General features: G+C 20.7%; 11 protein-coding genes, 1 tRNA gene and 1 pseudogene. 11 read left to right on the top strand and 2 right to left on the bottom strand.

The genetic code is table 11. The features are described from left to right. Nucleotides 1–185 (top strand): annotated as a pseudogene (locus D9V74_RS02990) (nicotinic acid mononucleotide adenylyltransferase); the annotation flags it as partial. A gap of 134 nt (nt 186–319) precedes the next feature. On the opposite strand, the gene asd reads toward D9V74_RS02990, so the two are convergent. Next, nucleotides 320–1,435, bottom strand: a complete 1,116-nt coding sequence (gene asd, locus D9V74_RS02120; RefSeq protein WP_158362853.1) for an aspartate-semialdehyde dehydrogenase — start codon at nt 1,433–1,435, stop codon at nt 320–322. A 278-nt stretch (nt 1,436–1,713) separates the two neighbouring features. Here asd and D9V74_RS02125 point away from each other — a divergent pair, with 278 nt between their 5' ends. From D9V74_RS02125 to recD, 8 genes are all read left to right on the top strand, one after another. Further along, nucleotides 1,714–2,307 carry a YhgN family NAAT transporter gene (locus tag D9V74_RS02125; protein WP_158362855.1) on the top strand — a complete coding sequence of 198 codons (594 nt, stop codon included), beginning with the start codon at nt 1,714–1,716 and terminating at the stop codon, nt 2,305–2,307. A gap of 108 nt (nt 2,308–2,415) precedes the next feature. Continuing rightward, on the top strand, nt 2,416–3,597 hold the full coding sequence (locus tag D9V74_RS02130; RefSeq protein ID WP_158362857.1) for a phosphoglycerate kinase: 1,182 nt from the start codon (nt 2,416–2,418) through the stop codon (nt 3,595–3,597). 8 nt (nt 3,598–3,605) lie between these two features. Then, on the top strand, nt 3,606–4,682 hold the full coding sequence (gene fbaA, locus D9V74_RS02135) for a class II fructose-bisphosphate aldolase (RefSeq protein ID WP_158362859.1): 1,077 nt from the start codon (nt 3,606–3,608) through the stop codon (nt 4,680–4,682). 106 nt (nt 4,683–4,788) lie between these two features. After that, nucleotides 4,789–5,634: a small-conductance mechanosensitive channel MscS gene (gene mscS, locus D9V74_RS02140; protein WP_158362861.1), complete on the top strand. Its 846-nt coding sequence runs from the start codon at nt 4,789–4,791 to the stop codon at nt 5,632–5,634. Between the two features lie 58 nt (nt 5,635–5,692). Next, nucleotides 5,693–6,745, top strand: a complete 1,053-nt coding sequence (locus D9V74_RS03015) for an exodeoxyribonuclease V subunit gamma (RefSeq protein WP_315984289.1) — start codon at nt 5,693–5,695, stop codon at nt 6,743–6,745. Further along, nucleotides 6,733–8,898 (top strand): hypothetical protein, encoded by a 2,166-nt coding sequence (locus D9V74_RS03020; protein ID WP_315984290.1) that lies wholly within the window; start codon nt 6,733–6,735, stop codon nt 8,896–8,898. Before D9V74_RS03015 ends, D9V74_RS03020 begins: the two co-directional genes overlap by 13 nt. Before the next feature lies 1 nt (nt 8,899). After that, nucleotides 8,900–12,412 (top strand): exodeoxyribonuclease V subunit beta, encoded by a 3,513-nt coding sequence (gene recB, locus D9V74_RS02150; RefSeq protein ID WP_158362863.1) that lies wholly within the window; start codon nt 8,900–8,902, stop codon nt 12,410–12,412. 3 nt (nt 12,413–12,415) lie between these two features. After that, a complete protein-coding gene (gene recD / locus D9V74_RS02155) occupies nt 12,416–14,218 on the top strand; it encodes an exodeoxyribonuclease V subunit alpha (RefSeq protein WP_158362865.1) in 1,803 nt (600 codons plus the stop codon). 1,067 nt (nt 14,219–15,285) lie between these two features. Here recD and D9V74_RS02160 read toward each other — a convergent pair. Then, nucleotides 15,286–15,362: transfer RNA gene (locus D9V74_RS02160), tRNA-Met, on the bottom strand. Between the two features lie 97 nt (nt 15,363–15,459). Here D9V74_RS02160 and mltA point away from each other — a divergent pair. Continuing rightward, the gene (mltA, locus tag D9V74_RS02165; protein ID WP_158362867.1) at nt 15,460–16,542 is read left to right on the top strand and encodes a murein transglycosylase A; all 1,083 of its coding nucleotides are present in this window, start codon (nt 15,460–15,462) and stop codon (nt 16,540–16,542) included. A gap of 33 nt (nt 16,543–16,575) precedes the next feature. Beyond that, nucleotides 16,576–17,052 carry a 6,7-dimethyl-8-ribityllumazine synthase gene (gene ribE / locus D9V74_RS02170; protein ID WP_158362869.1) on the top strand — a complete coding sequence of 159 codons (477 nt, stop codon included), beginning with the start codon at nt 16,576–16,578 and terminating at the stop codon, nt 17,050–17,052. The last annotated feature ends 655 nt before the right edge of the window (nt 17,053–17,707 follow it).

The raw sequence follows: 17,707 nt of genomic DNA on the forward strand, positions 1-17,707 counted from the left end.
ATAATTATGTTGTTAATGATTATAATTTACTTCATCGACAATCTTGTGGATTAATTTTTTTTTCTAAAATATCATTTTTGAATATATCGTCTACTATTATTAGAAAAAATTATTCTATCGGAAAAAATTGTCATGCCTTTTTACCCTCCAATGTCAAAAATTATATTGTATTAAAAAAATTATAATAATAATTTTACTATATATAATCATAAAATATTTAATATATACACTTAAAATTATATATATAATATTTTATAAATATAAAAGTTTAGTGTATATATTAAAAAAGTGATATTATTATATTTTCATATATAAAATATTAAAAATTAATTAATAAATTTAGCATTCGTCTTAATGGTTCGGCAGCTCCCCATAATAATTGATCTCCAACAGTAAAAGCAGATAAATATTTTTTTCCTATATTTAGGATTCTTATACGACCTATAGGTATATCTAATGTATTTGTTACAGCTGATGGAGTTAATTTTAATAATGTATCTTGTATGTTATTTGGTATAACATTCACCCATTTATTATCATTATCTATGAGCTCTTCAATACTTTTTAAAGAAAGTTCTTTTTTTAACTTAATAAAAAATGATTGACTATGACAACGTAATGAACCAATGCGTACACATGTACTATCAATAATAACTTTGTTAACACATCCTAATATTTTGTTAGTTTCAGCTTGAGCTTTCCATTCTTCACGACTTTGACCGTTCTTTACTTCTTTATCAATCCAAGGAATTAAACTTCCAGCCAATGGAACAGAAAAATATTTTATTGGAAAATTACAGCTACGAGTTATATTAGTAACCTTATTTTCAATATCTAATATTGTAGACGAATGATTTAACAAATCTTGTTTTACAGTATTATATAATGTTCCCATTTGATTTAATAATTCTATCATATGACGAGAACCTGCTCCAGATGCTGCTTGGTAAGTAGATACAGTAATCCACTCAATTAATTCTTTTTTAAATAATCCTGCTAATGCCATCAACATCAAACTAACTGTACAATTACCTCCAATAAAAGTTTTAATGCCTTTTTGGATGCCATTTTTAATCATTTCATGATTAACTGGATCTAATATAATAATAGAATCAGTTTTCATTCTTAAAGTAGAAGCAGCATCTATCCAATAGCCTTTCCAACCATTTGTTCTTAATTTAGGATATACTGTATCAGTATATGAACTGCCTTGACACGTAATAATAATATCCATATCTTTAAGAAGATTAATATCATAAGCATTTTTTAAACAATCATATGATATCTTATTAATAACAGGACTATCTTTACCGTATTGTGATGTTGAAAAAAAAACAGGATTTATTTTTGAAAAATCATTTTCTTCTATCATACGTTTTAATAAAACTGATCCAACAATTCCACGCCATCCTACTAAACCTACAAGTTTTATCATTGATAAATACACGGATTTTTCATTAAAATAATTTTATTAAAAAAATAATCAATACAATTTTAAGAAAAAATTTCCGGCTCCTAAAATAATTACAAATTCTAAATGAGGAAATATATAATAATTATGTACAATCAGAAAATTTTTTATAATAATAGAAATTTTTATTTTATTTAAAAATATTATAAAATGATAATTTTATATCATAAAATAGTTTATATAATTATTTTTTTAAAAAATTATATAAAAACTACTATTTTAAAAGGACACAATAAATTAAAATGAATGAAATTATCTCTACAACTATCTTGCTAATTCTTATTATGGATCCTTTAGGAAATTTACCAATATTTATGACCATTCTCAAAAATTTAGAAGATAAAAGAAGAAAAATTGTAGTTATACGTGAAATGATTATAGCATTAATTTTCATGTTGTTATTTTTATTTATTGGAGAAAAAATATTAATTACTTTAAATTTAAAAACTGAAACAGTTTCAATATCTGGAGGAATTATTTTATTTTTAATGTCTATTCAAATGATTTTTTCTGCTGAAAATAATAAAAATAATACATCTTCTCAAAATGAAGAACCATTTTTAGTTCCTTTAGCAATCCCATTAATTGCAGGACCATCTTTATTAGCAACATTAATGTTATTATCTCATAAATATATACATCATATATTTTATTTAATTATCTCATTACTTATTGCATGGTCTTTTACTGTTATAATATTATTATTATCTGGTTTATTTTTAAAACTATTTGGTACAAAAGGTGTTAATGCTCTAGAACGTCTTATGGGTTTGATACTGATTATGATTTCTACTCAAATGTTTTTAGATGGAATTCGATCCTGGTTTAAAAATTAAAATATATTATTTTTTAAGATTAATTGCCCATTAAATTAAAGGTGACCAATCTTAATACCAAATAAATAAACACACTGAGTAAAAAAAATTATTATTTAAGGTACTATTATGATTTTTAAAAATATTACTGAAATACATTTAACAAATAAAAAAGTTTTAATAAGAAGTGATCTAAATGTACCAATAGAAAATGGTATTATTCAATCTGAAGCAAGAATATTAGCTGCAATACCTACTATTAAATTTGCTCTTCAGAAAAATGCTAAAGTAATTATCATGTCTCATTTAGGTCGACCAAAAGAAGGATTACATCAAAAAAAATATTCTTTATTACCTATATTTGAATATTTAAAAAAAACATTCAACCATACAAAAATATATTTCTCACATGACTTTCTTAATGGTATTCAACTTAATTCAGGAGAAATAGCTATTTTAGAAAATGTTCGTTTTAACAAAGGGGAATTGAATAATAGTAAAAAATTAGCTAAAAAATACGCGGATCTTTGCGATATATTTGTAATGGATGCTTTTGCTAGTGCTCATAGAAAACAATCATCTACTTATGGAATTGGTGAATTTGTTAAAATTGCATGTGCTGGAATGCTTTTTATAAACGAAATTAATTCTCTAAAAAAAGCATTACATAAACCTAAACGTCCTATGGTGGCAATAGTTGGAGGAGCTAAAGTATCAACAAAATTTAATGTATTACATGTATTATCTAAAATTGCAGATACAATTATTGTTGGTGGGGGTATAGCAAATACTTTTTTAGCTATTGATTATAAAATTGGAAAATCATTACATGAACCGGATTTTATATTTGAAGCTAAAAAATTACGCGATAAATATCATATTATCACCCCTATTGATTCACGTGTTGGAAAAAATTTTTGTAAAACTGAAAAATGTATTATGAAATTACCTTCTGATATTTTAGAAGATGAAGAAATTATGGATATTGGTGATCAAACTATTAAAAAAATTTTATATATTTTGAAAAATGCTCAAACGATTATATGGAATGGACCTGTAGGAGTATTTGAGTTTCCAAATTTTAGAAAAGGTACTGAAATGATCGCAAAAACAATTGCAAATAGCAATGCCTTTTCTATAGCTGGGGGAGGAGATACGTTATCTGTTATTGACATGTTTAATATTAAAAATCATATTTCTTATATTTCAACTGGAGGAGGAGCCTTTTTAGAGTTTATAGAAGGTAAAACATTACCTGCAATTCAAATGTTAGAAAAACATTTCAAAAACACATTAAATGAAAAAAAATAGGAAATCAATTGAATATTTTAAATATGGTTAGCTCAGGTGTTTTAAATGGCAATGAAGCACGAATAATTTTTGAAATAGCTAAAAAAAAACAATTTGCAATTCCAGCAGTTAATTGTATAGGAACTGATTCTATTAATACTGTTTTAGAAACTGCTGCTAGAGTACAATCTCCAGTTATTATACAATTTTCTTATGGAGGAGCTTCTTTTATTGCTGGCTATAAACACCGGTTTCCTAAATATCAAGAACAAATAATTCAAGGTTCTATTTCTGGTGCTCAACATGTGCATTTAATGGCAAAATATTACAAAATTCCCGTGATATTACATACTGATCATTGCCCTAAAGAATTATTACCATGGATTGATGGATTATTAGAAATAGGTAAAAAATATTATCATGATAATCATAAACCATTTTTTACCTCTCATATGATTGATTTATCTAAAGAAAAATTAAAAGACAATATTTCTATATGTCAAAAATATTTTAAAAAAATGAATGAAATAAATATGATGTTAGAAATAGAATTGGGATGTACAGGTGGAGAAGAAGATGGAATAGATAATACTAATATAGATAAAAAATTACTTTATACACAACCTGAAGATGTCAACTATGCTTATGAAAAATTAAATAAAATTAGTAATAATTTTAGTATCGCTGCTTCATTTGGTAATATACATGGTGTATATCAAGCTGGAAATGTTGATCTTCAACCAATTATTTTAAAACATTCACAAGAATACGTTAGTATCAAACACAATTTAAAAAAAAATCCATTAAATTTAGTTTTTCATGGCGGGTCAGGTTCACAGTTAAACGACATACAAGAAGCAATAAAATATGGTATTGTTAAAATGAATCTTGATACTGATATGCAATGGGCAACATGGAAGGGAGTTTTAAATTTTTATAATAAAAATAAAGAATTTTTGCAAAATCAATTAGGAAATAAACATGATCAAAATAAACCTAATAAAAAATACTATGATCCAAGATCATGGATAAGACATGCGCAAGAATCTATGTCAAAAAGATTAGAAAAATCATTTAAAGAGTTGAATGCTTATAATATTTTATAAATATTTTTTATAAAAGATTATAACTTATTTCGGGGAATAAATAAAAATATTCTCCGTAAAATGAATTTATTTAACATACATTAAACAAAATATATAGAGATAATTAATGGATGAACTAAATGTAGTAAATGATATTAATCATGCAGGAAACTGGTTGATACGTAATCAAGAATTATTACTTGGATATATAATAAATTTAACATCAGCTGTGATTATTATAATTGTTGGCATGTTTATATCTAAAATTATTTCTAATGGTGTAAATCAAGTGTTAATTACACGTAATATTGATGCAACTATTTCTGGTTTTCTATCTGCATTAATGCGATATATTATTATTACTTTTACACTTATTGCAGCATTAGGACGTATTGGAGTACAAACAACATCAGTAATTGCTATATTAGGAGCAGCTGGTATGGCTATAGGTTTAGCTCTACAAGGGTCTTTATCAAATTTTGCAGCTGGTGTCTTATTAGTAACATTAAGACCTTTAAAAACTGGAGAATATGTAAATTTAGGTAGTGTATCAGGAACTGTATTAAATATTCATGTTTTTTATACAACACTTCGAACATTAGATGGGAAAATTGTAGTAATACCTAATAATAAAATTATATCTAATAATATTATAAATTATTCCAGAGAACCTGCTCGTCGAAATGAATTTATTATTAGTGTATCTTATAATAGTGATATTGATTTAGTTATAAAAACATTACGGAAAGTTATAGAAAGAGAAGAGAGAGTTATAAAAGATAAAGATATTATTATTGGTTTAAGTGAGTTGGCTCCATCTTCTCTAAATTTTATAGTTCGTTGTTGGAGTAAAAATAATGATTTAAATCCAGTTTATTGGGATTTAATGGCTAAATTTAAAAAAGAATTAGATAAAAATAATATTAATCTTCCTTATCCTCAGCTAGACGTACATCTTTATAAAAAAAAATAAGTATAATAATTATATAAATATATTTCAAAATATTCTACTTAATAAAAAATAGGTATTTATGTTTATTATCTACAAATCTAATAATCTTAATCATTTATTATTAAAAGCAACTCATATCATTCGAGATAAACCTCTTGATAATATCTTTTCAAAAGAAATTTTTATTCATGATCATTTAATATTATTTGAATACCTAAATATATTTATTGCTCAAAAAATAGGCATTTCTGCAAATTTACAATACTATCATCCAGATGTTTTTATTTGGAAATTATTTGAAAAATTATTATTAAAAAAAAAAATAAACAATATCTTTACTTCTTCTATTATAATGTGGAAAATTGTAAAAATTTTAGATCATAAAAAGTTTGTTATACCTTTTAATATAAAAAATAATAATTTTGAAAAATTAAAATTTTCTTTTTTAATGGCAAATATATTTAAACAATATATTTTTTATCGTCCGGATTGGATTAATGAATTTGAAAAAAATAAAAATATATTAAAATTCAATCATGATGAACAATGGCAAATAAAATTATGGATAGAAATTATTAATGATATAAAAAAAAATAATCAATCTGTTTACCATTTTTCAAATCTGTTTCAATCTTTCCAATTATTAATTCAAGAAAAAAAAATAAATAAAACCTGTTTACCTTGTCGTTTATTTGTCATCTCTTCTTTTTCATTAAATCCTTCTTATATCAAAATTTTAAAAGAAATCAGCTTATATATTGATGTTTATTTTTTATACACTACACCTTATAAATACAATATATTTAATATAATCAAAAATACTAAATCAATTGAAACAAAAAATATATACAAAAAAAACGTTTTAAATAATTCATTAATAAAATTATGGGGACAATATGCAAAAATTTATGAATTTCATATTATAGAATCTGAAAAAATAAAAATTATACATTATTTTAAAAAAAATAAAAATAATAATTTATTAAAAAACATTCAAAATGATTTTTTAAAAAAATTTCCAAAAAAAAAAAAAGATTATTACAATCAACAGATCATTCAATTTCTATCAATATTTGTTATAATAAAAAAAATGAAATTGAAATATTACATGAAAAATTATTGTTATTTTTAAATAATAATGCTTCTATTAAACCTGGTGATATAATTGTCACTTCTACATCTATTGAGACTTATATTCCATATATTAATTTAATATTCAATACAATAGATAAAAAAAAACAAATACCTTTTTTTATTGCTAAAAATTTTTCTAAAAAAATAGAAATTATCTTTTTGTCTTTCAAAAAAATACTCAATTTGTCAAATATTCGATTTGAAAATAAAGAAATATTAACATTTCTCGATGTTCCTGAAATATCAAATAAATTTAATATTTCTCATGAAGAAATAAAAATTTTATACAATTGGATAGAAGAAACAAATATTAGATGGGCTATTGATGGTAAACATAAAAAATCTTTGTTATTTCCTGAAAATAAACAAAATACTTGGTTGTATGGAATAGAAAAATTATTGCTTAGTTATTCTATGAACAATACAGAAAATATTTGGAATAATATTTTGTCTTGTAGTATAATTAATGGTTCTAGAGTAGAATTAATATCAAAACTTATTGTATTTATAAATACACTTAAAAAATGGAAAAAGATATTCTCTATACCAAAAAAAATACAATATTGGAGTACATTAGCTCATAATTTAACTGACGATTTTTTTTCTTATACTGAAGATACAGAGAAAATTTTTCAAATTATTCAAAAAAAATGGATAAAAACAGTTAATGATTGTATCACATCTTGTTATTCAAATAAAATTTCAATTAATATATTAAAATATTTTTTTTTCAATAAATTAAATTTCACGAATAATAAGAATATTTTACCTGGTGTAATAAATTTTTGCCATCCTGAATCTGTATGCTCTATTCCATTTAAAATAATCTGTGTAATTGGATCTGATAATAAAAGTATTCCAAAAGAAAATCATTTAAATTATTTTAATTTATTAAAAAAATATTCTTCATTTGATGATACTAATATTTATGAAAAAAATTGTTATTTGTTTCTTCAAAATATATCTTGTGCTGAAAAATATTTCTATATTAGTTATGTGGGATATTCTCTGACGAATCAAAACAAAATATACCCTTCGATTTTAATCGATCAACTATTAAATTACATAGCATTAAATTTTTATCTTATTGGTGATAAAGATTTAAATTTATATGATAACACTAAAAAAATTATTCAACATCTTTGTACAACACATAAAAAACAATACTTTTATAAAAAAAAAACAATCGATATAAATATTGTAAATAAGTTAAAATATACATATATAAATAAAACAATTAATCATAGCTATTTATTGGATCAAAATCATTTCAATGAAATTAATCTAAAAGATTTAATTAATTTTTGGAAACATCCAATACGTTACTTCTTTAATTTTAACTTAAATATTAAATTAAATAAACATAATAAAATTCTTAAAACTACAGAACCATTTTCAGTAAATCACTTAGATTCTTTCAAAATAAAAAATATTTTATTAACAAAAATAATAAACAAACAAGATACTGATCAATTATTCAAATATTATCTTTCTTCTGGAAAACTACCTTATGGTATATTTGGAAAAATATTTTGGGATAATACTATTAAAGAAATGCGCTCTATAGCAGAATTGGTTATAAAATTTAGAATTCATACAAAAGAAAAAAAAATTAATTTAAATATAAAAAAATATAAAATCATTGGTATATTATCTGAAATACAAAATACAGGTTTATTACGTTGGAAACCAAATATAATTAATTATAGTGATCGTATTAGTTTATGGTTAGAACATTTAATTTATTGCATATTAGGTAATTGCGGAGAAAGTAAAATAATAGGTTATAAAAAACAAATGTGGTCTTTTGTACCTTTAGATGCAAATACAGCATATTTTTATTTATTAAAATATATTCAAGGATATATACAAGGTATAAAAAAACCAATTTTATTAACAAAATCTGGTGCATCTTGGTTAGAAAAAATTTATGACATAAAAAAAAATGTTATTAAAAATGATGAAAAAACAAAAACACAAGGGGAAAAAAAATTATTTGAAACATGGAAAGGAAATATTTTTTCTGAGGGAGAAGAAAATGATTTTTATATTCGAAAAATATTTTTAGAATTAAATAAACAAAACATAAAAAAAATTTGTATTACAGCTCAAAAATGGCTTATTCCAATATTAACATATAAAAAAAAATAATATGAATATTACTCATGTACAAAAAAAACTTGATGTATTTAAAGTTTCTTTAAGTGAGATAAATTTAATTGAAGCTTCTGCAGGAACAGGAAAAACTTTTACAATCGTTCTATTATATTTACGTTGTTTATTAGGTCTTGGAAAAAAACCATATACAAAAAAACTTCATATACATGAAATACTAGTATTAACATTTACAAATGCAGCAAAAGAAGAATTATATATACGTATTAAAGAAGGAATCTATAATTTATATGTCGCTTGTATTAATAAAACTAGCACAGATCCTGTATGTAGATTATTTTTAAATGAAATTACAAATATAGACGAAGCTATTTATATTTTAAAAAATGCACATAATAATATAAATCATTCAGCTATTTATACCATACATAGTTTCTGTCAAAATATATTAAAATCAGATACTTTTTATATTAATAATTTTTTTGGAGATGAAATTATTGAAAATGAAGATGGTTTATATCTAAAAACTACACAAGATTTTTGGAGATTATGCTTATATAATTTACCAGAAAATATTATTAAAATTATTTTGAAAGATTATAAAAATCCTAAAAATCTTTTAAAAATAATAAAGCCTTTTATTTCTATAAATTCAATAAATTTTAAAAATAAAATTTTAAAAAACGATGATATAATTTTACTACATAAAAAAAATATAAAAAAAATAAATTCTTTTAAAAAAAAATGGTTAATTTATACTGATATAATATTAAAAATCATCAATAATTTAAAAATAAACAAAAAAATATATAATAAATATAATTTATCTCGATGGATTAATCATATTACAATATGGGCTCAGTCTAAAACTAAAGATTATCAGATCCCTATTTCATTGCAATATTTTACTGAAAATAATATAAAAAAAAATACAAAAAATTATATTTCATCACAATACATTATATTTAAAGAAACTGAAAAAATATTAAAATATCATTTTTCATTAAATCATATTATTCTTCTATATTCTATAAAAAAAATAAAAAAATTATTAATACAAGAGAAAAAAAAACAAGCATTGTTAGGATTTAATGATTTATTAAGTATTCTTTTAAAAATTCTAAAAAAAGAAAAATATTTAAGAAATCTAATAAGAAAAAAATATCCTGTAGCATTTATTGATGAATTTCAAGATACTAATATTGAACAATATGAAATATTCCATCTTTTATATAAAAAAAATAAAGAGTTAGCATTATTTTTAATTGGTGATCCAAAACAAGCAATATATAGCTTTAGAGGAGCAGATATTTTTTCTTATTTTTATATTAAATCTAAAATAAAAAAACATTATTATCTCGATATGAATTGGCGTTCTTCAAAAAATATGTGTGATAGTATCAATGTTTTATTTTCACAAAATAATAATGCTTTTATATTTGAAAACATCTCATTCCAACCTATTATATCATCTGATAAAAAATCAAAAATGCATTTCACAATAAAAGGTCTGTCCCAAACACCTATTAGATTTTTTTTATATAAAAAAAAAGAAGCATCTTTAGATGAATATCAAATATGGATTGCTAATCAATGTGCAAGAGAAATTAGTTATTGGTTAACTTGTGCAAAAAAAGGAGAAGCTAAAATTATAACTAAAAATAAAGAAAAAATATTATCCTCTAATGACATTGCTATATTAGTTAGAAATAAAAAAGAAGCAAATATTATTAAAGAAGAATTATGTAAACATAATATATTTTCAGTATATTCTTCTGAAAAAAATAGTATATTTAAAACTTTTGATGCACAAGAATTACTATGGATATTAGAATCTATTTTAGATCCTGATAATCAAATATTATTACAAAAATCTATTTCTACACATATTTTACAAGGAATATGTACTACAATAACAGCAAAAAAAAACGATCAAAATTCATATTTTTTAATTGAAAAATTATATGAATATCATGAAATATGGGAAAATATTAGTATTTTTCAGATGATTAAAGTAATGATATTAGAATATCAAAAAAATGCCAATTTAATAGAAATGAATACGAACTACATTAAAAATTTAAATTTTTTGCATATCGCTGAAATATTAGAAGAAAAATCTCAATATTTTAATAAACAAGTATGTTTGATTCATTGGTTCCAAAAAAAAATATCAGAAACAAAAGCACCGATGTCATATGAATATATTAGAAATTTTTCAGAATCTCCATCAGTGAAAATTATTACTATACATAAATCAAAAGGATTAGAATATCCCATTGTTTGGATACCTTTTATGATTAATTTTAATCAATCTGTCTTATCTATTTATCATAATCCTAAAAATTTTAAAATGATTATTGATATGAAAAAAGATGATTATGGTTTAGAAATGGCAGATAAAGAAAGATTAGCAGAAGATATAAGATTTTTATATGTTGCGATTACCCGATCAATCATGCACTGTTGTATTGGAATAGCTTGTTTGATTAAAAAAAAAATAAAAAATAGAATTCATAGTGATATTCATAAAAGTAGCCTAGGATACTTGATTCAAAATACTCAACCTATGAATTATGAAAATCTATTAACACAATTGAATAAATTAAATATTAATAAATTATTTGAAATTAAAAACAACAAAAAAAAAATTATATTATCTAATAATAAAAAAAATCTTTATTTAATATACAAACCTAATTTTTTTAATCAAAATAATAAAAAAATTTGGAATATCACTAGTTTTACAAAATTACAAAAAGAATATAACTATATAAAAAGTAAAAAAAAAATACTATCATTAGATAGTTATAACATTCAAATTACAACAAAAAAAAATAAAAAGTTAACAATACATAATTTTCCCAGAGGTAAAAATACTGGATTAATGTTGCATTATATATTAAAAAATTTACATATATTAAGTGATAAAAAAAATAATTGGTTTTCTGATATTTTAAGAAAATATAATATTTCTTCACAATGGACAGAAGTATTGGTATCTTGGATAAAAAATATTATTCATGTACCACTTGATAACCAAAATATGAGTTTATCAAACATAAAAAAAAAATTATATATACAAGAATTAGAATTTTTTTTTCCCATTAAAAACATTCTATATAGCAAAGAATTAAACAACATTATTCAATTTTTTGATCCAAATTCTATTAATACTCCAAAATTATTTTTTCATCCAACAAAAGGTATCTTAAAAGGATATATTGATTTATTTTTTTTATGGAATAAAAAATATTATATAATAGATTACAAATCTAATTGGTTAGGAGATAATAATTCCTATTATTCTCCTGAAAATATTAAGAAAGAAGTAATGAAACAAAGATATGATCTACAATATCAAATATATACAATAGCAATACATAAATATTTAAAACAAAAAATAAAAAACTATCATTATCAAAATGATTTTGGGGGGGTATTTTATTTTTTTTTACGTGCTATAGATAATCAAAACAATTATAATGGAATTTTTTATACACTTCCAAATTACTCACTCATCAAAAAAATAATTTCTTTAATTTTATAAAAAATGCTTATTTTACTAAAAGACGCTGTGAATAAAAACATAATACGTCCAATTGATTTATACTTTGCAGAATTTATTGAAAAAAAAAATAATATTATTATACTAGTAGCAGCTTGTATAAGTTATGAAAGTAACCAAGGTCATATATCTTTACCGATTAAGTATTTTCAAAAAAACTTATTTTTTTCTAGCTCTAATAAAAAATTTATAAAAAATATATTGATAATTTTAAAAAAAAAAATAAATTGGGAAGATGAATTATTAAAGCATCCATCTATTAGTTATGGTTTAATTCCTACACCATTAGTATTATACAAAAAAAAAATATATCTTTATAAAATGTGGAAAGCTGAAAATAATATTTTCAATTATCTTTTAAAAAACAATATAACAAATAAAATTAACAGAAAAAAACTTTCTATTATTTTAAATAATTTGTTTCCTAGTAAAAGAATAGATTTTCAAAAAATAGCAGTAGCAAATACTTTAATTAATAATATTACTTTTATTTTCGGTGGACCAGGAACTGGTAAAACTACTACTATATTAAAAATTATTATCGCTTTAATAAAAAATTCAAAAAAAATACTAAAAATTCAATTATCTGCACCAACAGGAAATGCAACAACACATTTATCTGAAATTATAAATAATAATATTTTCGATATTTATCTTTCTCAAAAAGAAAAAAAATCACTTTTATTCTCACCCAAAACTATACATAAACTTTTAGCAATTCATGAAATATCACAAAAAAGTTTTTTTAACCAAAATAATCAATTAGATTTAGATGTATTAATCATTGATGAAATTTCAATGGTAGATATTTTTTTGATGGAAAAAATATTATGTGCAGTATCAAAAAATACCAAACTAATCTTTATTGGTGATTATAATCAACTGCGTCCAATAGAATCCGGATCAATTCTTAGACATATTATTTTGAACATTTGTAATAATTCTAATCGTAAAAATATAATTAATATTGAAAAAATAACAGGTTATAAATTATGTCGAAATATTACAAAAAAAATAGAAATGTTAATTAGTTGCAATATATGTATATTAAAAAAAAATTACCGATTTAAAAAAAAATCTGGAATTCATCTATTATCAAATGCAATAATTAATAAAAATATGCATATTATTCAAAAAGTTTTCAACAATACAATTGATAATGTTCGTTTTTATAATATAAATTCAATTCAAGAATATCAAAATATGATCGAAAAAATTTCTTTTCAATATATATATTTTTGGAAAAAAATACACAAAAAAAATAAGATTAAAGAAATAATACAAGCATTTCAAAATCATCAAACATTATGTATATTGAATCATGGAATATTTGGTATAAATATTTTAAACAAAAAAATTGAAGAAAATATGCATAATAAAAAAATAATAAAATACCTTTATATTAATGAAGAACCATGGTATATAGGAAAACCTATTTTAATTACTAAAAATAATCAATATTTAAATATATTTAATGGTAATATAGGAATTACTAATATTAATAAATATGGTATTTTACAAGTATCTTTTTTAAAAGAAAACGATACTATTCATAGTATTCCAGTAAAAATTCTAAAAAATTACAAAACTGCTTGGGCTATAACTATTCATAAATCACAAGGTTCAGAATTTATAAATACTACATTAATAGTACCAAATATTTATTCATCTTTTTTAAATCAAGACATTATATATACTGGAGTTACAAGAACTAAAAAAAATTTAAATATCTTTGGCAACAAAGATGTATTTATAAAATCTATTCTGAATAAAATTAATGAAATATAATTTTATATTAAATTAATATCATATTTTAAAAAAAATAATTATAAAATTTTTTTTAAAAAAATTTTTTAAATATGTAAAATTTTGATAATTAGGATAAATAACTACATATTTTTGTATCTTTTATATTTTTATAATAAGATAACATATAAAAAAAATAATTATTTAATTGAATTTAATATATTTTAATATCACTACTAAATTCTATCTTATTATATTTGATAATTTGTAAACATCTTAATATTAATAGAATATAAAAATAATATTATTATATTAAAAAATATTTATAATTATTAATATCATAATATAATTAACTACTTTTATATTCCAGTATTTTAAATCTTTAAAAAAATATAGTCTACGTTATAATAATTTGTGATTTTTTATTTTATAATTTAATTTAATAACATCTTAAATTACTATCTTGTTAGAATAAATATTTTAACTTTTTATAAATGAAACATTAGTATAAAAAATAATTAAACTTTTTAAATTATAATTAATAATATTTGAATCATTTTTGTTAATATAACTACTATTATATAAAACACTATTTTTTATTTTTATTACTATACATAATTAAAAATTTTTTATTTAATACATTAATATTTTTTATATTATGAATATAATATAACTCAATTAGTATTAAAATTTTAATACTTGTATTTCTTGGTTGTCTTATTTTAAATATGAAAAATATTTGATTATTTAAAATAAATAAATATTTAAAGATATTTAAAAAAAGATATTTATATAAGAATATAATTTCTTAAAAAAAATTTAATAAATACTTAAATTAATTATAAAAAAACCATTTTTTTATTAATATTATGCTTAATTATAAATATTTTATTCTAATAAATAAACATTTTACAAAAACAAAAAAAGAAAATTCTAAAAATTTTCAACTAATTATTTATTGCGATTTTTAAAAGAATCTTCTTGAATTTTTTTATGATCTATATATTATTTTTTATTAAAAAAAACATCTAAATTAAAGAAATTAAGAAGAAATAGAAGAGTATATTTATTGAAATAAGAATATTAAAATTAAATTCTATTTTTTATCTTGGTTGCGGGGGCTGGATTTGAACCAACGACCTTCGGGTTATGAGCCCGACGAGCTACCAAGCTGCTCCACCCCGCGTCTTTATATATAATATAACTTTATTAAAAAAATTGCAACATATTTTATAAATGAAATTATTCAAGAAAATTTTGCAACTTAATAAGTTTAAAGAAAAATGAAATATAAAAAAATTAAAATAATAATATCCTTAATTTGTTTGTTTTCATTAAAACAAGTATATTCAGAATGTATTTTTTATAATCAAGCACAACAATATGAAAAAAAATTAATTAAAAATTTTACAAAAATAAATCAAATAAACATTAAAAAAAAAATAATGAATTCTAAATTATTCTTAATTCAAATTGACAAAATTAAAAAATCTTCTCCACTTTTATACTTAAAGAATAAGGCAATTTATACATCTATTTCTCATTGGTTAAAAACTAATGCTAATATTAATGAATTAAGTAAATTTGGAATTAATTTATTTCAAATGAAAGGGATAGATAATTATGGTAATGTTAAAATCACTGGATATTATACTCCTATAATACAAGCTAGAAAAATCAAGACAGGAAATTTTAAATATCCCATATATTCAATGCCTAATCGTATTGATAAAAATCACACTTTACCAAAAAGAAAAGATATATATAATGGAATACTCGATAAAAAATATATTTTAGCTTATAGCAACTCTCTTATAAACAATTTTATTATGGAAATTCAAGGAAGTGCATTTATAGATTATGGACATAATAAAAAATTAACTTTTTTTAGTTATGCAGGAAAAAACGGTTGGCCTTACAAAGCGATTGGAGAAATTTTAATTAATCGAGGTGAGATAAATAAAAAAAATATGTCAATGCAAGCTATTAAATTTTGGTGTCAAAGACATTCTGAAAGAGAAATAAAAGATATATTTGAAAAAAATGAATCTTTTGTATTTTTCAAAGAAACGAATCAAAAAGAAGTATATGGAGCTAGTTCTATTCCATTAATTTCTAAAGCATCAATAGCAGTAGATCAATCAATAATAAAAAGCGGTAGTGTAATTTTATTAAAAATGCCTTTACTTGATAAAAATGGTATATTTACTAATCAATACGAAATGATTTTAGTTGTTGCCTTAGATGTAGGAGGAGCAATTAAAGATCAACATATTGATATTTATCAAGGCATTGGTAAACAAGCCTCAATCTTAGCAGGATTTTATAATCATTATGGATATGCTTGGATTTTAAATAATCAATAATAAATTTTACAAACAATAAGTTAATAATAAAATATGAATATAATTCAATCAGGAATAACAAATAAAAATGCATCTATTTCTATAATTGTTGCTCGATTTAATGAATTTATTAATAAAAATTTATTATTCGGAGCAATAGATACATTAACAAGAATAGGACAAGTTAATCAAGAAAATATCTTAACAATATATGTTCCTGGAGCATATGAAATATCAACTGTAGCAAATTATATTGCAAAATCTAATAAATATCATGCTATTATCACTTTAGGTACTATTATTAAAGGAGAAACAGATCATTTTAAATACATTAGCAATGATACTATTAGTAATCTTTCAAAAATTAGTATTCAATATTGTATACCTATTACTTTAGGAATTTTAACAACAAATAACATCGAAAAATCAATTGAAAGATGTGGAACAAAAATGGGAAATAAAGGATCAGAAGCCGCTTTAGCGGCATTAGAAATGATTAATATAGTACAAGATTTAAAAAAACTAATATAATATTAAAATTAGACATATATTTTATATAATAATTATATAAAAATATTTAATTAAAATATTCACACTACATATTATTTTAAAAAATGTGTTCAATTAAAAATATATTTTATATTCATGTAATATATAAAATAATTATAATTACCAAAAATTTTTAATCTTTTTCTGATAATTTAATTATCTAACATAAATAATACTTATTATTACTAAATCTAAATTATAATGTGATGAGAAAAATCTAGTAGTAATTCTTAAAATATTTTTAATATATATAACATGTCATGCATCATCAATTAAAAATATTAAATATACTGTATTTAATCTTTTTTAAAAGATTTATATTTAAAATATTTATAGTTTATAGAATCTTAAAAATCATATCTTTCTACATACTAATATAAAAAAGAATACCAATATACAAAAGAGAGATAAATACATATAATTGACATATTTTATAAATATATAAATACTTTTTTTTAAAAAAATCATGCTCATTTTGGAACAAAAATATTAAATAAATTAATATCTGTTTAAACATATATTTCATTTAAAATATAAATAGATTATCTATAATTAATAATTTTTAAAATTTTTGTGATTCAAATAAGTGATTGAAAAAACATTAAATTATAAATTTATACTTAATTATGTTTTACTT

Source organism: Buchnera aphidicola (Macrosiphoniella sanborni) (genome assembly GCF_005080885.1).
Classification (GTDB): Bacteria; Pseudomonadota; Gammaproteobacteria; order Enterobacterales; family Enterobacteriaceae; genus Buchnera; species Buchnera aphidicola_AU.